Genomic DNA, 21,073 nt, shown 5'->3' with positions numbered 1-21,073 from the left:
AGGAAAAGGGCAATTCATGCACGACCCGCAACGTCCCAACATGTCCAAACTGCGCTCGCTGACGGCCTGGCTGTTCGCCTTGCTGAGCGTTTCGAGCACGGTATACGCGGCGCCATCGGCATCGCCGGGCGAGGCCGATGCAGGTGCAGCGCAATGGCGATCGGCGCTTCACTACACGCCGCAACGCAACTGGATGAACGACCCCAACGGGCTCGTCTTCTACAAGGGCCTGTATCACCTGTTCTATCAATACAATCCGGAAGGAAACACGTGGGGCAACATGTCGTGGGGACATGCCACCAGCGACGATCTCCTTCACTGGAGCGAGCAGCCTGTCGCCATGCACGTCAATGAAACCGAGGAGATTTTTTCCGGCTCCATCGTCGTGGACGCACACAATACGTCCGGCCTGGGAACGGCGAATTCGCCGCCGCTGATCGCGCTCTATACGAGCGTATACAAGGCCGGCTCTGGACATCAGCCGGGCACTCAGGCGCAATCGCTTGCCTACAGCACGGATGAGGGCAAGACGTGGCGTCAATACACACGCAATCCGGTGCTGACGCTCGACCCGGAATCGCAAAATTTTCGCGATCCGAAGGTGTCATGGTATGCGCCGGGAGGTTATTGGCTGATGACCACCGTCGTCGCCGATGCGCACGTCGTCAAGATGTACCGCTCGAACAATCTCATCGACTGGGACTTCCTCAGCGACTTCAGTCTTCCCGGCGTTCCTCATCAAGGGACGCTCTGGGAGATGCCCGATCTGTTCCCGCTGCCTCTCGATGGAGACAGCCACAAGCAGAAGTGGGTGATGATCGTCAACGTCAATCCGTGGTCGATTGCCGGCGGATCCGGCGCGATGTATTTCGTCGGCCACTTCGACGGCAGGACGTTCACGCCGGAGAACGTGGCGCCGCCAGGTTCGGATCCTTCGCGCTACCAGTGGCTCGATCACGGCGCCGATTACTACGCAGCCGGAACCTTCGCCAACGCGCCGGACGGCAAGGCGGTCACGATCGGCTGGATGAGCAACTGGGACTACGCCGAACGCATACCGACCACGCCCTGGAAGGGCGCAACGGCGCTCCCTCGCGTGCTCGCGCTGAAGACCGTCGACGGCATCCCGCAACTGGCATTCGAGCCGGTGCAGCAATATGCGTCGCTGGTCGGCGAAGGCGCGACCACGCGCATAAAAGAACTCAGTGTGTCCTCGCGCGTACAGGAGCTCGGCCGGCTCACCCGAGGCGTCGTGCAGAACATCGAGGTGACGTTGAGCCCACATTCGGCTGAGCGTGCCGGTCTCATCGTGCGAGGCTCGGCGAATGGCGATGTCGGCACCCGCATCTTCTACGACACCGCGAATCAGACATTGACGCTCGACCGTTCGAAGTCAGGCGAGACCGGTTTCTCGAATGCCTTCAGCAAGCAGCACATCGTCAACCTGCCGCTCGTGAACGGGAAGTTGCATCTCACCGTGGTGGTCGACAGGAATTCCGTGGAAGTATTTGCCGACCACGGCCGTACCGTCATCACGGATCTCGTCTTTCCGGCCGCAAACGATAACCGGGTTTCGGTGTTCGCCGACGGCGGCACGGCGGCATTCAGCGATATGGCGATCACCAATCTCGTTCCGGCCAATTAGCAGAGTATGCTGGTGACAAACGACTTCTCGCGGGCGGCCAGCCACCGCTCGCGGAGACTTTCGCAGTGACGCCGGCGCTATGCGTCGAAGAGCGAAGCAAAGCATGAAGCCGGCCGCGGTGCGATAACAACAAACTATATGGAGGCGACACATGTTGATCGGCGTACCGAAGGAAATCAAGAACCATGAATATCGCGTGGGTTTGACGCCGGCGAGCGTGCGCGAATTGACCAGCCGCGGTCATCAGGTGATGGTGCAGTGCGGGGCGGGCGCCGAGATCGGTCTATCCGACGAGGCCTACGCGGCGGCCGGAGCAACGTTGTGTAGTACTGCGGCGGAAATCTTTGCGCAGGCCGGCATGATCGTCAAGGTCAAGGAGCCGCAGCCTGCCGAGTGCGCGATGTTGCGGCCGGGGCAGATCCTCTATACGTACCTGCATCTCGCGCCCGATCCTGTGCAGACCGCCGCATTGGTGAAGTCCGGCGCGGTCTGCATCGCTTACGAGACGATCACCGGTCCGGGCGGCGGGCTGCCGTTGCTTGCGCCCATGAGCGAAGTGGCGGGCCGCATGTCGATCCAGGCCGGAGCGGCGCACCTGGAAAAATCGAAGGGCGGCATCGGCTTGTTGCTCGGCGGCGTGCCGGGTGTTGCACCGGCGCATGTGGTGATCATCGGCGCGGGCGTCGTCGGAACCAATGCCTTGCAGATCGCGGTGGGAATGGGCGCGAAGGTCACGAGTCTCGACACCAACGTGGATCGCCTGCGTCAACTGGATCTGGTTTTCGGCAATCGCATCACGACCCTCTACTCCAATGGCCAGAGCATCGAAGAGTCCGTGCTCGATGCCGACCTCGTGATCGGCGGCGTGCTGATACCGGGGGCGGCGGCGCCCAAGCTCGTCACGCGGAACATGATTGCAGGGATGAAGGCGGGCGCGGTTGTCGTCGACGTGGCGATCGATCAGGGCGGCTGCTTCGAAACTTCGCATCCGACTACGCACGCCAAGCCGACCTATCTGGTCGACGGCGTCATCCACTATTGCGTGGCGAACATGCCTGGCGCAGTGGCCAGAACCTCTACTTTCGCGCTGAACAATGCGACGATTCGTCACGCGATCGCGCTTGCAGACAAGGGCTGGAAACGCGCGCTCAAGGACGATGCGCATCTGAAAGCCGGCTTGAACGTGTGCGAAGGGCAGGTGACCTACAAAGCGGTCGCAAGGGATCTGAACTACGTGTACGTCGCACCCGATAGCCTGCTAGGCTGAGGCCGGCAGCGATGCCGTGGACACGCGGCGCGTGTCCACGGCACGATGATGAGTTGGGGTTGTCCGTCGGGGTTGTCTGTTTGATCCGCGGCTCGTCAGCCTTAAGCCACTACGTCTGCCCCGTGTACGCGACATGATCGATGCGCGCATCCCTACTGCTTCACCTCGTCACTCTTCGTTTCGTCTTTAGCCATGCTGTCATGGCTCATCGCGTCTTCCTTCATCGCCTCTTCTTTCATCCCGTCTTTGGCCATGCTGTCGGCGCTCGCCGCATCGTGCTCCGTTGCCGCGGTCTCCTGACTCATTGCGTCTTTTGACGCCGGGTCGTTTGACGCGCTATCGGTAGCAAAGGCGCCCGCGCTTGCGAGCGTTACGCAACTCGCGAGAATGATGGCAGTTAGCTTGTTCATGATGTGATCCTTCAGCAATTCAATGGGGAGGCCGGAAATCTCAAGAGCGGCGGGTCGACGGTGCGGACCTCATCGTGTCCTCGACCCGTTGTAACCCTGGCGCTTTCCAGTGTCCGACGGCCGGGCACTGTTCCCACATTTTTGCCTCGATGGACATGAAGGGAAGTAGGAATCCCCGCCGAATGGCATGGGTAAAGACCCTCAATGCAAACGAAGCGGAAGGCCGGGCTGGATTCGGCCTTCGGTCGAGAACCGCTCGAAAGACGTTGCGCGGGCCTGAGGCGCTACCCTGGTACCGGCTACGTGACCGAATGAGTGCGGGAGGCGCTTGACACGCGCCTCGGTTCGGTTCAGCAAAGCAAATCTGAGAAACCCCGCTGGGTTTGCCCCACCGCAAGTGTAGGGGGGTGACCCATCCCAGGCTACGTCGCTCTTGTTCAGAATCCAGATACGGGTTGATGCAGCAACGTAACCAGCCCGCATTCGCAGTAGAGCATGACGTCCAGCGCGTATCGCGCTGGCTGACCCCTGGGTTGGAGGTCATATGTTCAGTACCCGCGCATTCCTCGGCAGTGTTGCAACGCTGCTGCTACTGTTGTTCTCCATTCCTTCATTCGCCCAATCGTTCCGGGTTCAATGCCCGCCGACCACGCCGGCGCATCCGACGGTGCTGCCGCCAGGCGCAGGGGAGCCCGCCTACACCGGGCCGTCCTACACCGGACAGACCTCCGTGTCGACAGGCGTCGTCAATGGCGCGATCAAGTGCCAGCAGATCTCGGGCGGCGACGGTTACGCGACGATGGCCAACGGCGTGCAGACTTACCTGTTCGCTTTCGGTCCGTTGTCCGGGCTCGCCGACATCAAGGCAGGTCTGCCCGGCACAGAATTCGCCTCGGTGTTCAACACCGTCGGCGACCCGAGAACGGAGCCGACCTACAACGGCGCGGTCGGCCTCGCCCCCGATCCGGAATCCGTGCCTCCGGGCCAGCTGACCGGCCACGTCGATCCACGGCCGATCATGGATATCGGCGTGATGAACGGCAACGAGCCGGCGCCGACAATGGCGATCGACGAGGACGATGAGTTCTTCCTCACGCTGACGAACGTCGGGATGATCATGCGCCCCGACCTGTTCGAGAGGCACACGGTGCACTTCCACGGCTACCCGAACGCCTCGTCGTTCTATGACGGCGTCCCGGACGCGTCGGTGGCGATCAACATCGGCGCGAGCTTCACGTACTACTACCTCGCGCCGGATGCGGGCACCTACTTCTGGCATTGCCACATCACGCCGCCGGAGCACCTGCAGATGGGTATGGTCGGCCAGATCTTCGTACGGCCGCGCCAGAACCGCGTGCCCGGCGGCGCATCGCTATACAACTCGCTGGTCGCGCAGCAGCGGGATCTGCGCACGGCGTGCGGCAACGACATTCTGTGCACGACGCCGCTGCCGCTGCAGAACAGCGTGCTCCACGCCAACAACAAGAGCGGCACGCCGACGCTGTACGCGTACAACGACGGCGACGGCTCGACCGCCTACGACGTCGAATATCCGGTGCAGATACACGGCTTCGATCCGAACTTCCACTTCGTGGGCATGACGTTCAATCCGGAGCCGTTCACCGACATGAAGGACAAGTTCTTCATGTTGAACGGACGCAGCTATCCGGACACGGTGAATCCGAACCCGCTCTCCACGCCGGTGGCGGACGGCACGCAGCATTTCTCACAGCCGCTGCCGACGCTGATCAACATTCCGGCCGGCGGCCGTGCGCTGCTGCGCATCTCGGACCTCGACGTCACCGAGTATCAGACGCTGGCGACGCTCGGCATTCCGATGCGCGTGGTCGGGATCAATGCCCGCTTGTTGCGCGACATGTCCGGCAACGACATGACCTACAACACGAACTCGATCACGATGGGCGGCGGCGAATCGATGGACGTGATCCTCGACGCCAGCGACACGACGAAGTATCAGCCGGGCGCGATCTATTACCTGTACACGCCGAATCTGGATCACCTGGCGAATGACCAGGAGAATTTTGGCGGCTTGATGACCGAGGTCCATATCTGCCATGCGGTGGATCCGACCACGAAGTCCTGCACCTAGGAGAAGAGCCGTGGCCCACATTACTCACCATACATGGCGCGCGGCGCTCGCGCAGCTTGGACGGCTTGTGCGAGTCGGCGCGGCGACGCTCGCCGCGCTCGTCTGCATGCACGCGCAAGCGGCGGCGCCGGGCATCACAGGCACGCACTTCGATCTGAGCGCCGAGGCAAACCGCATCACCCAACCCGACGGTGCGAGCGTTTACTCATGGGGCTATGGATGCCGCCTCGCGCCGGCCGGCTTTTCGCCGTCCACGATCGCGGGCGCGAACTGTCCGAGCATGCAGATTCCCGGTCCGACACTGATCGTCAAACAGGGCGACGTCGTCACGGTGACGCTCACCAACAACCTGCCGGCCGCGGCGGGCAACACGTCGATCCTGTTTCCCGGATTCCAGGTCTGCGCCGCGGCGTTGAACCCCGATGGAAGCTGTCCGACCACGCTCACCGGCGTGCCCGGCTTGCTGACGCGCGAGGCCGCGCACGGCGCCACGGTAACGTATAGCTTCGTCGCGGCGACGCCCGGCACGCATGCGTACTACAGCGGCACGCAGGGCGATCTGCAGATCGAAATGGGCCTGTACGGCGCGATCATCGTTTTGCCGACCTCGGCACCCGGCACGGTGGCCGTGCCGACAGGCTGCCGCGCGGTCGCGGCGACGCTGCCGGATGGGCAGCCGGACTTCCGCAACGCCCCCGCGGCCTACAACCACAGCGCGGCCTGTTACGACCGCGAGTATCTGTTCCAGTTCTCCGAAATGGATCCGCGCATCCATGCGCAGGCGGAACAGCAGGCCGCGAACGCCTGCACGCAGCCAAACGGCTGCATGAGTGTCGAGACGGAGCCGTATCACCCGGCCTATTTCATGGTCAACGGCCGCTCGATGCCTGACGACATGGATCCGAACTACGCGGTGCAGTATCCGCACCAGCCCTACAACGGCAATCCGCACATGCATCCGGGTGAACTGGTGCTGTTGCGCATCGTCGGCACCGGCCGCTGGCAGCATCCGTTCCACGAGCACGGCAATCACGTGCGCGTGCTGGCGCGCGATGGAAACATGTTGCTGAGCAAGACGGACGCGACCAAGGTGGCCGGCCCCTTGCTGTTCACGACGACCACGACGCCGGGTCTCGCGATGGACGGGATTTTCTACTGGACAGGCAGGGGCCTGAACTGGGACGTCTACGCGCATAAGCCAGGGAGTCTGTACACCGAGACCGATCCGAAATTTGCTGCTTACTTCGGCAAGCCGGTCGTCTGCATTCCGGATGCGAACGGCTACTACACGGCCGACCCGCACGCGCCGAACTACTACGAGTGGTGCGCCGATCACAACAAGGCGCTCGAAACGCATCCGTTCGGCAACGTCGGCAGCGGCGGCCCGGTCACGCTGCCTGACTCGCACGTCCTGACGAACGGTTTCTGGTATGGCGGCAGCCCTTACCTCGGACCGGACGCGACCATACGCGCCACGGCGCCGACCGGAACGACGCCGCCGAGCGGGACGGTCGTGAATCCACCGGCAACCGAAGCAGGCTTTGCTTTCATGTGGCACTCGCATAACGAGCGCGAGATCACCACGAACAACATCTTCCCTGGCGGAATGATGATGATGATGCTCGTCGACCCACAAGTTTTCCTGATTGACGAATCCAATTAGAGGCGGGGAGAAGCGCTATGAGATCCACCCAGTTTAAGGCGACCCTCTTCGACGTGTTCAAGGCAGGGGTCACGGCGTGTGTTCTGCTGACGGCCAGTGGCGTATCTTTCGCCCAGGTCGTCAATCTGACAGCGAAAGCGACGACTGCTGCGTTGCCTGACGGGCAGGCTGTGCCGATGTGGGGCTACACCTGTACGCCGGCTGCGGTGGCGCCGGCTACCTGTGCGGCGGCGAATCCGGGCGCTGGAGCGAACTGGTCGCCGGTGGTGATTACCGTGCCGCCAGGACCGCTGACGATCAATCTAACCAATAGCTTGCCCGCCTCCGTGCCGACCTCGCTCGTCATCGCTGGGCAATTGGGCGGCGGTCTGGGGACGACAGCGACAAGCTTGCCGAGTCCCCCGCATCCAACGCAAATGACGACGACCTGGCCGATTGCCATCACTGCGACCGCCACAACCGGCGCGACCTTCACGCCGCCCGCGCAAGGACCTCGTGTCCAGTCGTTTGCGACCGAAGTGGCGAAGGGCCAGACAACCTCGCTAACCTGGAACAATCTCAGCCCCGGCACCTATCTGATCGAGTCGGGAACGCATCCGTCGATCCAGGGGCCGATGGGGCTGTACGGCGTGCTGGTGGTGAAGACCCCGGTCGGCGGCAGCGTGAGCTGCCCGGTGGCGTCGCAGACCTATCAGGCCTATCCGAATATCTGCTATGACGCCGATGTGCCGCTCCTGCTGAGCGAAATCGATCCCGTGCAAAACGCTGCTGCGGCAGCGGCGGTGACGACGACGGGCTTCAGCGAAACCCTGGTGTGGTCGGGTCAGCCCGGCGGCTGCGGCGATTCGAAATCGACGACGTTCGGCACCTGCTATCCGCCGACGGTGAACTACGAGCCGCGCTACTACCTGATCAACGGTGTCGCCTTCGACCGCACGAACGCCAATGCCTCGTCGTTTGCCGTCACCGCGCCTGCGTCTACCGGCCAGGTGCTGGTGCGCTTTGTGAACGCGGGTCTGCGGATGCACGTTCCGGCGGTGGTGGGCGCGCAAACCGGCACGCCTGCCGTGTCCGGTTTCTCGCTGATTGCAGAGGACGGCAATGTGTTGCCCGGCAATGCGCGGGTTCAGTCGGAAGTGTTTCTGGCGGCCGGCAAGACGCAGGACGTGTTGTTGAACGCACCGGCAACGGGCGCATTGGCGCTCCCGGTATTCGACCGCGAACTGAGTCTGTCCACCAACAATCAGCGCGATGGCGGGATGCAGGGCTACATCAGCGTCAATAGCGGCGCGCTGCCGACGTCGTCGCTGGCCAATCAGAATGCGGTTGCCAATGCCGCGAGCTACTTCTTCGTCAAGGGCACGACGTTGACCGTGTCGGACCCCGCCAAGGGCGTGAAAGCGAAGGATGTCAACGTGTACGGCGTGGAGGTCAAGACCCCGACCACGGGCGGCGCGCTCACGCTGAACCCGGACGGCACGTTCGTCTATGTGCCGAATGCCGGCACGACAGCCGACAGCTTTGTGTATCAGGCGAACGGCAATCCTTTGATATCGGCGACGGTCACGCTGTCAGCCTGTAGCGCCGCCAACGGCTGTCTGTCCGGCGCGCCGGTGGCCAACAACGGCAGTTACACGAGCAACATCGCGTCGCTGCTGCAGATCGGCGCACCGGGCGTGCTGGCCAATGCCAGGGATCCGGCCGGGCTGCCGCTTACCGCGGCGCTTTCGGGTGGTGTCACCGGCGGCAGCGTCACGCTGAATCCGGACGGGTCGTTCACGGCAGTACCGACGGCGCCGCCGGTCGGCAGTGCTACCAGCGCCAACCTGACGTTCAACTACACGGCAACGAATTCGCAGGGCACGCCGAGCGCTGCCGCGACCGTGACGGTGACGTTCAAGGGCGGCAGCGGCATCGTCGTCAAGGTGCTGGACGCGCCGAGCACGTTGCCGGGCAAGACGCCGGTTCAGCTGACAGACTACCGCTGGATCATCGAGGAGGACCGTACCTTCCAGATCGATCCTGCCTGCCAGACGACTGCGACAACGCGGCCGGCTACGTGCCCGGCGCTGCCGGTTCCGAGTCTCGGCGCAAACTTCCACACCAGCTACATGCCGGTGGTGGCAGCAGGCTGTGTCGGCACCGTCGCCTGCGAGTCAGGGCAGACGGTGTACGACCCGAAGACCAACTCTCACCTGCCGGCTGTGTGCGACGTCGGCAACGGCGTGTGCCGCACCTTCACGAACCCTGCCGATGCGCACCAGACGCCGGTCGATCCCAGCCAGGTGGCGCTCGATCCGACCAAGCACTACTACATCTCGGTCTTGCCGGGCGACGCGGGCAATACGTTCGGGAATGGCGGGGGCAACCCGCAGCCCACCACTGCGCCCACGAGACAGTTCGATATCGCGAAGGACTGCCCATCGGGTCCCGGCGGCGCGGATTTTGCACCGGGCACGGGCAAGTGCGGCCACACCATGAGCGGCGCGCCGATCGCGCCCGGACAGAAAACCGTCAACGTGCTGGCCACAGAATCGCCGTTCCCGACAGCGAAGGTCTCCGTGTTCGTCTTCGAGGACGACGCCCCGCTCAATGGAGAGGTGGACGTCAGCGGTGGAACCGATGTGTTTGGTACAGCCCGCGAGCCGGGACTCGGCGGGTTCGAAATCAAGCTCTGGGACGACGCGGGGCAAACCGGCGACCCGACCGGACAGATGACTTACGACATGTTCAACATGCCGCTGTCCAATTCGTTGCAGGGCACCGTCGATCCGGTCACGGGCCTCAACGCCTGCCCGATTTCGACATCGACCGACGGCATTGTCGGCATGATCCCGACCTGCCCGAAATACGAGTCGGATGGCAAGACGCTGTCGCCGCTCGTCGGCCAGGCCATCATTGCCAACCTGATGCCCGGCCGGTACGGCGTCGTCGCGACGCCAGCAGCCGACAGAATCGCCAGAGGCGAGGAATGGCTGCAGACGAACACGCTGGACGGACAGAAGGCCCACGACGCGTTCGTCAAGATCGGCGGCCCGGCGTACTTCCAGGAATTCGGACCGGCGGGCTTTCACGTCGCGGTCGGCTTTGCCAATCCGAAAATCATCAATGCCCGCCTGCCGCTCCTCTGCACAGGCGCCGCAGCTGCGACGTGCAACAACGGGCTCAAGGGCAGGGTAACGAACCTGCACTACAGCCGTCCGCCGAACGAGAACCTCTACGGCAGCGGCTCGCGCACCTCGCTGAGTTTCACCCAGTGCTACGTCAGCGTCGGCGATCCGGACGGCGAGGATGTCGCGTTCACCAAGTGCAATGCCGATGGAACGTTCAGCTTTAGCGGCCTGCCCCCCGGCACGTACAGAATCACGATCATCGATCAATGGAACGATCAGATCCTCGATGGGCTCGCGACGGCGGTCAAGCTGGCGAACGGCCAGACCGTGAACGTCGGGGATATTTCGGTGCTCCAGTGGCACACGAATCTCTACACCCGGACCTTCATGGACCTGACCGGCTCCGGCGTCTCGCAGCCGGATTCCCCACCGCTCGCGCTGCTTTCAACCAATATCCGCTTCCGCGACGGCAGCTATTCGAATTTCAACGTCACCGACATGAACGGCTACGCGACGTTCAACGAAGTGTTCCCGCTGTTCAACTGGTACGTCGTCGACACCGACGAGACCCGCTTCAAGCAGACGGGCGTCCACGTCGTCTATGACGCGGGCGGTCCACCCGACGGCACACCTGGCGGGGGCACTTCGACCATTGCCGCCAACTATGCCAACACGCTGGAATCGGCGACGGCGCACCTGCCGACGAACCTGCGCGTGCCGGGCGCGGTGTATTGCAACGATGCGGACTGCAAGGACCGCTCGGGCACGAACCCTTCGACTGGCAGAGTCGATCCGCCGTGGGTGACCACGATGGGTTGGCAGGGCTTCTCGGGGCAGAGTTCTTTTATCGAGTTCGGCAAGGCGCCGTTTGGCGCGAACGAAAACGGCGGCATCCGGGGCGAAGTCATCTATGCATCGACGCGGCCGTTCGACGATCCTTCGCTGCTGATCCACACGAAGTGGACGCCTAACGTGCCGAACGTCACGGTGAATCTGTATCAGGAGGGCACTGCCGCAGACGGCACCACCAGCCTGACGCTGGTGGACACGACCAAGAGTGCGAGCTGGGACGACTGGGCGCAGGGCTTCCGCTCGGACGGCGTGCCGAACATGAACTGCCCGGGGCAGGAGACCAACGACCCGTACTTCTTCACGTTGCAGAACACCACCCAGTGGCTCGACCCGCAGCATCGTCCGTTGCCCGCGAATTCGCAGTTCAAGTGCTATGACGGCATGCACGCGTTCAACCAGCTGCAGCCGGCGCCGTACGACGGGATGTACAAATTCCCCAGCGTGACGGCGCGGGATACGACTACGGGCAAGCCTATCGCGACGAACTGCAAGATCTGCGTGGCGAATCCTTCGGGCGACGGCACCAAGATGCTGCCTGCCGGCAAGTATGTGGTCGAAGTGATCTTGCCGCCGGGCTACGAACTGGTGAAGGAGGAGGACAAGAACATCCTGATCGGCGACAACTACATCGCGCCTGTGACACAGCAGTTCGGCGGCATCGGCGCCATCTTTATCCTGCCCGACCAGGCTGCGATGAATTCCACCTACAACCGGAACAATGCGCAGAATCCGACCACGAATCTCGGATCCAACACGTACTCCAGGGGTGAGGGCGACACGGGCAGCGTCGAGACCTCCTGGCCTTGCGTCGGTGAGCTGCGCATCGTGCCCGACTACATGAGCATTTTCCCGGGCGTACAGGAAGTCGCGCCGTTCGCGGGCGCCTCGCGGCACCTGTGCGACCGCAAGGAAGTGAACCTGACGAACCAGTCGACAGTGCTGACGAAGTTCTGGATCTTCAGTTCGACGCACGTGGCCTCGCACTACACCGGCTTCATGCTGGATGACTTCTCTTCGGAGTTCGATCCGTATTCGCCGCAATTCGGCGAAAAATTCGCGGTACCGAACGTACCGATCTCGATGAAGGATTTTTCCGGCAACGAAGTCGCGCGCACGTATTCGGACCAATGGGGCATCTTCAACGGGTTGAACTATTCGACCTGGCAAGTCAACCCGCCGAACCCGACCGGCTATGCGCCGACCATGATGGTCGCCTGCATGAACGACCCGGACATGCCCGACCCGGCGCATCCTGGCCAGACGATTCGCGATCCTCTGTTCAACCCGGCGTACAGCCAGTTCTGCTACGAGATTCCGTTCATGCCCGGACAGACTCAGTACATGGATACGCCGGTGGTGCCGGTCTCGGCCTTCGCGGAAGGCTACGACCAGCCTGACTGCGCGTACCCGGATGCCACGCCCGCGATCGCCAGCGTCACCGGCGACTCGAGTGGCGGCGGCGCGGGCCCGTGGATCAGCACGTTCGGCCACACGCTGACGATCAAGGCTCAGGGCGACCAGCAGGTGCCGAACCATGCGTACACGGGACCGGGCGCGACCAAGGCGCCGTTCAACCAGAAGTTCATCACGCGCCACTATGGTTTCGGTGCGCAACGGGGATCGGGATCGGTGACGATCGGCGGCCTGCCGGCAATCATCACATCATGGAGCGATACGCAGATTCAGGTGATGCCGCAGGCGCCGTTGCCGGGCATCGGGCCGCAGTTGAGCTGCACGATCCAGCAAAGAGGCCTGCTGACGCCGACGCCGACGAACTGCGGTGAACTCGTCATCACGGCCGGCAACGGCAAGCGCTCGATCGATACGGTCACCGTGACGATCGGCGGCAAGCCGCCGACCTACGTGAATGGCGAGAACGCCACGAGCAACGCGATCCAGACCGCGATCGACCAGGCAACGCCGGGCGACATGATCGTCGTCGGCCCAGGTGTCTATAACGAAATGCTGCTCATGTGGAAGCCGGTCCGGCTGCAAGGCGTTGGCGCGACGTCGGTGACGGTCAACGCGAACACGCATCCGTCGGGCAAGATGGACCCGTGGCGCAGGCAGGTTGGCTGCCTCTTCGGCGACGCATTGAACGGCGGCCCGATCTCGGCAAGCAATCCGTACGATCCGACCAGCACGTATTCGTGCTCGACAGCGATGCAGCGCAAAGTCGACGGAATCCCGTTCGAACCGATCTCCGGCTGGGACTTCAACCTGAACGGCAATCTGGCCGAACTGCTGATCGAGCCGACGCTGATGGGCGCGTATGAAGGTGCGGCCATCACCGTTCTCGGCAAAGGCGTGAAGGACGTGCTGGTGGGCGGCGCGCTGCAACCCGATCCGAACTGCACCGCGAACGGCATCTGCGCGCCGCTCACGGACAGCAACGCGGATTGCACCAACTATCCGAGCAACTTCCTGTGCAATCCGTCGCGGATCGACGGCATGACCTTCACCAACAGCTCGCAAGGCGGCGGCGGGATCTTCCTGCACGGCTGGAACCATTACACGGAGGTCTCGAACAACCGTGTCTTCGCCAACTCAGGGACGCTCACGGGCGGCATCACGGTGGGCCAGGTCGAAACGCCTGACGCGACCATTGCCGGAGACGGTGTGACGGAGCTGCCGTTCCAGTTCAACGCGCATGTGAACGTGCACCACAACGCGGTCACGTCGAACGCTTCGTACGGCGACGAAATCAACTCGACCACGCCTTCGGCAGCGGGCGGTGTGACCTTCTGTACAGGCGCCGATTACTATCACTTCAACTACAACTGGGTCTGCGGCAACATAAGCGGCGGCGATGGCGGCGGTGTCGCGCACTTCGGGTTCAGCTACAACGGCGACATCTCGCACAACTGGGTGCTGTTCAACCAGAGCAACAACCCGACGCTGCCCACTTACGGTGGCGGCGTAATTGCCGAAGGCGTGCCTCCTGACGGCACGTTCTGCGAGAACACGACCACGGACGTCGATTGCGCGCCCCAGCTTTCGGATGGCGTGGGCCCTGGCCTCGTGCTCGACGGCAATCTGATCGTCGGCAACACGGCCGAAAGCGGCAAGGGTGGCGGCCTGCGGCTGCAGAGCGTCAACGGCACCGATGTGCAACGCAGCCCCAGCAACCAGAACGCGTGGTATGACGTTCGCGTGATCAATAACATCATCGCGAACAACGTGGCCGGGTGGGCGGGAGGCGGCGTCTCGCTGCAGGATGCGGTGCGCGTGAGCTTCGTCAACAACACGGTCGTCTCCAACGACGCGACAGCGTCGGCAGGCGTGCTCTTTAACACCTCTGCCGCCGCGCAGGCCAACGTCGGGCCGCCGAATTGCACGACGGTGGGGTCGGAAACGACGTGCAATCCGATCACGACGTCGACTTACCAGCCGGCTGGGCTGGAGACCGCGCGCCATACGTCGAACTTCATTGCCGCGTTCACCAACTCGCATGTGATGTGCCCGATGGGTCAGCCCAACTGCACGACGTTCTCGAACCCGGTGCTGACCAACAATCTGTTCTGGCAGAACCGCACGTTCTATATCACGGTGGGCGGGCTGAACAAGAGCATAGCGGGCCTGCAGAACGCGGTCGCATTGAATCCGACCTTGAATCAGGCAGGCAAGGCGACGGGCTATTGCGATCCGAATGCGGTCTACTGGGATATCGGCGCGTTCGGCGACACCTCGGCCAGCAGCCGTCAGGCAGGCATGTCGATGAACCCGCGGTACTCGATTCTGACCGACGTCGGCGACTACCCGGGAGCGCACAACAGCGGGTTGAATCCGGCGGTGGTGAGTCAGTACTGCAATGGTTCGCGTGTGCCGCCGGAAGCGGGCGGGATCGGCATCACGGTGCCCCCGGGCATTTCGGATACGGTGCTTCCGAATCCGCTGTTCGCCCTGATGCCGTCGGCGACGCCGGATGAAGGCAATCAGTGGATCAACATGTCGTACGGTCCGCTGTCGCTGTTCAACGAAGCGCTCACGTCGGGCACCGGCTATAACGTGATACTGGGCAACTACACGATCAAGTCGGGTTCGCCGGCCATCAATAACGGCACGTCAACCGGTGCGCCGGATCACGACATCTTCGGCACGCAGCGGCCGCAAGGCGCCGGATACGATATCGGTGCGGTCGAGTTCGTGTTCGGCGGCTTCACGACCTATCCGCTCGCATTGGGGAACGAATCGGGCGCTCTGTTCGGCCCGTTGCAGGGCATGACGGCGGTCCTCGGAGGAGCGCCGTGATGAAACTTCGATCCCTCCCGACGCCGCTGGTGGTGCTGTTCGCGGCGAGCAGCGTCTGTCTGGCCGCGACCGTGGTTCAAGCGGTCGCGGCCCAGCAGGGCGCACCGGCGGCGTCTACGCCCAGGCACTCGCCGTATTTGCCCGTGAGCATGTCGCAGCGCGCCAAGAACTACTACGGGCTGATGAAGGGCATCGACAACCTGAGCGTGCGCCGTACCGCATCGGGCAATCTGATTCGCTTCAGCTACCGCGTGACCGATCCGGCGGCGGCGCATCTGCTCGGCGAGAAGACCGCGACCGCCTATCTGTACGGGGAAGCGAGCCATGCGTTGCTCGAAATTCCGGTCATGGACAAGATCGGCCAGCTGCGCCAGACCGGTCCGCTGGAACCCGGTCAGGAATACTGGATGGTGTTTTCCAACAAAGGCAATCCGATCAAGGCGGGGGACCGCGTCGACGTATTCGTCGGCTCGCTCCATATCGACGGACTGATAGTCGAATGATCGCGGGACAGCGATCCATGACATAAATAGAGGAGGTGACTCATGACCAGGTTTCTTTTGATGGCGCTCTCCGCAGCCTCGGTGGCGGGTTTTCTGGCAGCCGGCCCGGCTGCGTTCGCGGCCTCGACCGCAGGAACGGCTCAGGCCGCGGCGGCGAGTCATCTGAGCGCGGCGCAGATCGTCGACCGGAATGTCGCGGCACGCGGCGGGCTTCAGGCGTGGCACGCGGTCAGTGCGATGACCATGTCGGGGCAGATCGAAGCCGGCGGCACGAAGAACACCAAGCTGCCGTTCGTGATGACGTTGAAGCGGCCGCACAAGAGCCGCTTCGAGGTGCGCTTCAACGAGCAGGCGGCCTATCAGGTCTACGACGGCGCACAGGGCTGGAAAGTGAGACCTTTCCTCGGACGCGATGAAGTCGAACCCTATACGCCCGCGGAGGCCAGATCGGCCGCGGTATCGGCCGAACTGGACGGACCGCTGATCGACTATGCGAGCAAGGGCTCGCGGGTCGAGGCGCTGGGCATGGAACAGGTGGAAGGGCATCGCGCGTACGTCCTGAAGGTGACGACAAAAGACAATGCCTCACGCCGCATCTGGATCGACGCAAGCAGCTTTCTGGAACTGAAGATCGACGGCGAACCGCGCAAGCTCGACGGCAAGATGCACGACGTCGCCATCTTCTATCGCGATTACCGGAAAGAAAGTGGGCTTGTCGTGCCGCACACGCTGGAGACCGTTGTCACCGGCGGCAAACAACCGCACAAGTTGACGATCGAGCATGTCACGGTGAATCCGCCGGCGGACGACACCCTGTTTGCGAAACCGCAGCTGGCCATGGCCAAAGTGCCGAGCCACTAGCCGAACATCCGTGCGAGGTTCACGGTCATGACAAAAATCGTATTGTGGGTGCTCGTCGCGTTCCTGACGGTGGCGGTGTACGCGAGTGAGCAGATACCGGCGGAACACGATCTGAGCGCGGACCAGATCGTCGAGAAAAACGTCGCTGCGAGAGGCGGCCTCGACGCATGGCGGAAGATCCAGACGATGGTCTGGGCCGGACACGTGGATAGTGCGAACGCCCCGGCGCAGGATCTGCCGTTCATGCTCGCGATGAAACGGCCGAACAAGACACGTTTCGAGATCAGCGTGTTCAACCAGAAGGCTGTCAGGGTATTCGACGGCCGGCAGGGCTGGAAGCTGAACCCGAGCGCGATGGGCAACGGCGAATTTCGGCCGTACACGATGGACGAGTTGAAGTCCGCGCATGACGAGCAGGTCATCGACGGCATGCTGATCGACCATCTGGCGAAGGGCGTCGATGTCGCGCTCGACGGTATCGATAAGGTCGACGGACACGATGCTTACCGCCTTGCCGTGAAGCTGCCTTCCGGCGTGACCCGTCACGTGTGGGTCGACGCGCAAAGCTTTCTGGACGTGAAATACGACCGCCAGGCGCGGGGCCTCCATGGGCCGGTCACCGTGGAAGTGAAGTACCGCGACTACCGGAGCGTCGATGGCTTGCAGATACCGTTCACGATCGAGAGCGGCGCGGCCGCTTCCGGAAAGCGCGACAAGCTGGCGATCGACAAGGTGTCGCTCAATCCGCCGCTGGACGATGCGATGTTCACGAGGCCTGCCTCGCAGGGTCACCGCAATTCCGTGTCGGTCAACGCCGACGCCTCGCCGCCGGCGCTTCGCGCGATGACCCGGCCGACCCCGTAGCCATGGACTGCGCCTGGGTCAGCCGGGAAGCCAGCGCGCGGGCGCGGCCGCGCGCGGCGCGCACACTCGTTCAATGCGTGTTGCTCGCCGCGCTGATGGTGCCGGTGGGCAAGGCGAACTGTGCTCCCTCGGCGCCGCTGGCCGCGACCGGGAGCACAGGGGAAGCGATCTTCCAGAAAGGCGTGCTGGGTTCCGGCGAACCGCTTGAAGCCATGCACGACGGCGGCGTGAATCTGCGCGGCGCCGCCGCGGCCTGTATGAATTGCCATCGGCGCAGCGGCCTCGGGTCCCGAGAGGGGAACAACAGCAGCATTCCGCCGATTACCGGCCGGTATCTGGTCCATCCTCGCGCGGACAGCCCCGACGATCTCGACATACCCTACATTCCCGGCATGCGCACCAATCGCGAGCCGTACACCGATGCGACGATCGCAAGAGCGATACGCGAGGGCCTCGACTCGGAAGGCAAACCGCTCAGCAATCTGATGCCGCAGTACGCGCTGAACGACACCGACATGGCTGCGCTGATCGGTTATCTGAAGCGACTCGACCGGCGCGCGCCGGCGGGTGTCACGGACACGGTGCTGCACTTCGCGACGATCGTTACGCCCGACGCGGACCCGGTGAAGCGGCGCGGCATGCTCGATGTGCTCAAACAGTACTTCGATGACAAGAACGTGTTTCCGCTTGGCGCGACGCCGCCGCTGCGCTCGTCGCGCAAGATGATGTTCATGGTCAATCGCCGCTGGGAACTGCATGTGTGGGAGCTGAACGGTCCGCCGGCCACATGGCATGAACAGTTGCGGCGCTATCTGGCGCAGCAGCCGGTGCTTGCGGTGCTGTCGGGACTCGGCGGCAGGAACTGGGCGCCGGTCCACGAGTTCTGCGAGCAGGAGGCCGTGCCGTGTCTCTTTCCCAACGTGGAAGTGCCGGTCGAAACCGACCACGATTTCTATTCCGTGTATTTCTCGAAGGGTGTGCTGCTCGAGGCGGATCTGCTGGCCGGGCGGATTCTCGATGAAGCCGGCAGCAAGCCGGCGCACGCGGTGAAAACAGTCTGGCAGATCTATCGCGCGGGCGACAGCGGCGAACAGGGTGCAGAGGCGCTCGCCGCCGCCTTGAAGGGCCACGGCATAACGGTGGCGTATCGTGCTCTTGCGCGAGACGCCAGCGTCGCGCGCGCCACGCATGGCATTTCGCGTGCGGACGTGCTTGTGCTGTGGCTACGTCCGCCCGACATCGCGGCGCTCGGCCGCCTGCCGCCGCCGTCGGACACGGTGTTCATGTCGGGGCTGCTGGGCGGGCTGGATGACACGCCATTGTCAGCGAGCTGGCGCGGCGTCACGCGCCTCGCGTATCCGTTCGACTTGCCGGACGGACGGCGCGTCCGTGTCGACTATGCGTTCGGCTGGTTCTCGATCCGCAAGATTCCGATGGTTGCCCCGCAGGTGCAGGCGGACACCTATCTCGCGTGCGGCCTGCTTGCTGAGACGCTCAGCCATATGGTCGATGCGTTCGGCAGGGAATATCTGATCGAGCGTATCCAGGACATGCTTGAGCGCCGCATCCTGACTGGCTACTATCCGCGCCTGACGCTGGCGCCGGGGCAGCACTTCGCGTCCAAAGGCGGTTATATCGTCCGGTTTTCCGAGCCGGATCGAGTCGGGGTCGTCGCCGATGGCAGATGGACGGTGCCCTGACGAGTCTGCGCAGTCTCTCTGCTTCACGCGTGACTTCGCGCGTGACTTCATTTGCGAGCCGGCTTCCCGTCGCGTTCATCGACTGGTCGAGAGCGGGTCATGCCCGTTCAACGTTTCGGGGAAACCATGGAAGACCGTCGAATCATGACGGACTGGAGCGCTCACCTACCGCAAGAGTAGGACGTTGCCCCCTGCCGGGTTTCATCGCGCGTTTGCACAATGTAAGCGTGGCGAGCAGTGAGAAATGCGAATCGTCATTGATGCAGTGCCAGGTCTTTATCACTCGTGGTGTAAGGCAGCCCGGAGACGGTGCAGGGGAGACGGCCATGTCAAAGGCTAGTATCGGTAACCAGGCGCTTTATCGTCTGCTTTGTCGTCTGCTTTGCCGCGGCTCGACAGCCGCACTCGCGGCGCTTTGTCTGTTGCTGGCTTCCAGCGCGCACGCATTGCCCCTATTCGCGCGCCAGACGGGGCAAAGCTGCGTGGCGTGTCACGCCGGCGGCCAATTTCCTGAACTGACACCCTATGGGCGAATGTTCAAGCTGAACGGCTATACCATGGGCGAACGCACGATTCCGATCGCCGTGATGGGATCGGTCGACGCGACCAAGACAAGGCACAACAACGACGCTAACGGGAATCCCATCTCTCCCAAAGACGGCAATCTGACATGGGATGCGGCCAGCATTTTCCTCGCCGGGAAGATCACCGACAAGATCGGCGCGTTCGCTCAATATACCTATACGAACTACGATCACCAGAATGCCGACGGCAAGTGGATCGGTAAATGGGCATCGGACAACACCGATGTCCGTTACGTGGAACGGATCGTCGGCGAAGCGAGCGACTTCATACTGGGCGTAACGTTGCACAACAATCCCACCGTGCAGGACGTCTGGAACACCGCGCCTGCGTGGAGCTACCCCTACATCTCTTCGTCGACGAGCGCGGTTGGGTCTCCGCAGTTTACGCCTCTCATCGAGGGGGCATTGGCGCAGCAGGTCGTCGGCATTGGTGGCTACCTGTACTGGAACAAGATGGTATACGCGGAACTGACCGCGTACAGCACCGCCGACGGAATCTGGTCGTTTCTGAGCCATGGCAGCAAGGCCGGAGACCTGGCCCACCCGCAGACCTATCTGAAAGGCTACAACCCGTATTGGCGCCTTGCGCTGACTCGCGAATGGGGCCCGCATAACATCATGCTGGGGACGTTTGGGTTGTTTGCCGACGTCTATCCCAACGATCCAAACGCTTTCCCGATATTCACACAAGGTGTGACCCGCTATCGCGATATCGGTGTGGATGCGCAGTATCAGTACCTGCTGGAACCGCATACGCTTACCGCACAGGCACGCTACGTTCACGAGAATATCAGCGATCCGAATAATTTCGTTTTGGGCGACAGCCAGTCGGCGAATCTCAAATCGATGCTGCTGAAAGTGTCGTACATCTATCAGGCCAAGTACGGCGTGAGCCTTGCTTTCTTCAATGTGACGGGCAGCACCGATAGCGTGGCTTACGCCAGCAGCGCGAACTTTTCTCCGGCCACGCAGGGATGGATACCCGAGATCTTCTGGATGCCGGTGCAGAACATCCGGGTCGGCCTGCAATACACGCATTTCACCAAATTCCTTGGATCCCGATCCAACTACGACGGCACCGGACGCAACGCATCGGACAACGACACGCTGTTCGTCTACTTATGGGCCGCGTATTGGTGACATCCATGCCAGCGTTTCCGACTAAAACCAGTCGCGCTGGCCTGGAATAAAAGGAAGGTGCCTCGCGTTCATGCAGTACCGGCGAAAACGGGAGGCGTTGAAATACGCAC

Annotated in this window: 11 protein-coding genes; 10 read left to right on the top strand and 1 reads right to left on the bottom strand. The window is 62.8% G+C overall.

The genetic code is table 11. The features are described from left to right. Window positions 1-16 precede the first annotated feature (16 nt). Window positions 17-1,645, top strand: a complete 1,629-nt coding sequence (locus AC07WT_RS35180; RefSeq protein WP_494950520.1) for a glycoside hydrolase family 32 protein — start codon at window positions 17-19, stop codon at window positions 1,643-1,645. 151 nt (window positions 1,646-1,796) lie between these two features. Continuing rightward, window positions 1,797-2,912 carry an alanine dehydrogenase gene (ald, locus tag AC07WT_RS35175; protein WP_494950519.1) on the top strand — a complete coding sequence of 372 codons (1,116 nt, stop codon included), beginning with the start codon at window positions 1,797-1,799 and terminating at the stop codon, window positions 2,910-2,912. A 152-nt stretch (window positions 2,913-3,064) separates the two neighbouring features. Here ald and AC07WT_RS35170 read toward each other — a convergent pair whose 3' ends face one another. After that, complete coding sequence (locus tag AC07WT_RS35170) at window positions 3,065-3,322, bottom strand: pentapeptide MXKDX repeat protein (RefSeq protein ID WP_494950518.1); 258 nt, start codon at window positions 3,320-3,322, stop codon at window positions 3,065-3,067. A 544-nt stretch (window positions 3,323-3,866) separates the two neighbouring features. Here AC07WT_RS35170 and AC07WT_RS35165 point away from each other — a divergent pair. The 8 genes from AC07WT_RS35165 to AC07WT_RS35130 all read left to right on the top strand — a co-directional run bounded on the left by AC07WT_RS35165 (window position 3,867) and on the right by AC07WT_RS35130 (window position 20,963). Then, a complete protein-coding gene (locus tag AC07WT_RS35165; RefSeq protein ID WP_494950517.1) occupies window positions 3,867-5,432 on the top strand; it encodes a multicopper oxidase domain-containing protein in 1,566 nt (521 codons plus the stop codon). Window positions 5,433-5,442: 10 nt separating this feature from the next. Then, window positions 5,443-7,095 carry a multicopper oxidase domain-containing protein gene (locus tag AC07WT_RS35160; RefSeq protein WP_494950516.1) on the top strand — a complete coding sequence of 551 codons (1,653 nt, stop codon included), beginning with the start codon at window positions 5,443-5,445 and terminating at the stop codon, window positions 7,093-7,095. Between the two features lie 17 nt (window positions 7,096-7,112). Next, window positions 7,113-15,311, top strand: a complete 8,199-nt coding sequence (locus AC07WT_RS35155; protein WP_494950515.1) for a cadherin-like domain-containing protein — start codon at window positions 7,113-7,115, stop codon at window positions 15,309-15,311. After that, a complete protein-coding gene (locus AC07WT_RS35150) occupies window positions 15,311-15,814 on the top strand; it encodes a hypothetical protein (RefSeq protein WP_494950514.1) in 504 nt (167 codons plus the stop codon). The genes AC07WT_RS35155 and AC07WT_RS35150 overlap by 1 nt, the downstream gene beginning before the upstream one ends. A gap of 42 nt (window positions 15,815-15,856) precedes the next feature. Next, a complete protein-coding gene (locus AC07WT_RS35145; RefSeq protein ID WP_494950513.1) occupies window positions 15,857-16,675 on the top strand; it encodes an outer membrane lipoprotein-sorting protein in 819 nt (272 codons plus the stop codon). A gap of 27 nt (window positions 16,676-16,702) precedes the next feature. Continuing rightward, on the top strand, window positions 16,703-17,539 hold the full coding sequence (locus AC07WT_RS35140) for a LolA-like protein (protein ID WP_494950512.1): 837 nt from the start codon (window positions 16,703-16,705) through the stop codon (window positions 17,537-17,539). A gap of 95 nt (window positions 17,540-17,634) precedes the next feature. Beyond that, on the top strand, window positions 17,635-19,239 hold the full coding sequence (locus AC07WT_RS35135) for a c-type cytochrome (RefSeq protein WP_494951118.1): 1,605 nt from the start codon (window positions 17,635-17,637) through the stop codon (window positions 19,237-19,239). Window positions 19,240-19,466: 227 nt separating this feature from the next. Next, on the top strand, window positions 19,467-20,963 hold the full coding sequence (locus AC07WT_RS35130; protein WP_494950511.1) for a cytochrome C: 1,497 nt from the start codon (window positions 19,467-19,469) through the stop codon (window positions 20,961-20,963). Window positions 20,964-21,073: the final 110 nt, after the last annotated feature.

It is taken from the genome of Paraburkholderia sp. GW821-FHT02A12, from assembly GCF_059422005.1.
This window is presented reverse-complemented; position numbering and strand designations above follow the sequence as displayed.

What these genes read in the sequence shown, in the direction of transcription:
- AC07WT_RS35150 (WP_494950514.1), top strand. Translation starts at nt 15,311, where the DNA reads ATGAAACTTCGATCCCTCCCGACGCCGCTGGTGGTGCTGTTCGCGGCG.
- AC07WT_RS35170 (WP_494950518.1), bottom strand. Translation starts at nt 3,322, where the DNA reads ATGAACAAGCTAACTGCCATCATTCTCGCGAGTTGCGTAACGCTCGCA.
- AC07WT_RS35135 (WP_494951118.1), top strand. Translation starts at nt 17,635, where the DNA reads ATGGTGCCGGTGGGCAAGGCGAACTGTGCTCCCTCGGCGCCGCTGGCC.
- ald (WP_494950519.1), top strand. Translation starts at nt 1,797, where the DNA reads ATGTTGATCGGCGTACCGAAGGAAATCAAGAACCATGAATATCGCGTG.
- AC07WT_RS35165 (WP_494950517.1), top strand. Translation starts at nt 3,867, where the DNA reads ATGTTCAGTACCCGCGCATTCCTCGGCAGTGTTGCAACGCTGCTGCTA.
- AC07WT_RS35140 (WP_494950512.1), top strand. Translation starts at nt 16,703, where the DNA reads ATGACAAAAATCGTATTGTGGGTGCTCGTCGCGTTCCTGACGGTGGCG.
- AC07WT_RS35155 (WP_494950515.1), top strand. Translation starts at nt 7,113, where the DNA reads ATGAGATCCACCCAGTTTAAGGCGACCCTCTTCGACGTGTTCAAGGCA.
- AC07WT_RS35145 (WP_494950513.1), top strand. Translation starts at nt 15,857, where the DNA reads ATGACCAGGTTTCTTTTGATGGCGCTCTCCGCAGCCTCGGTGGCGGGT.
- AC07WT_RS35180 (WP_494950520.1), top strand. Translation starts at nt 17, where the DNA reads ATGCACGACCCGCAACGTCCCAACATGTCCAAACTGCGCTCGCTGACG.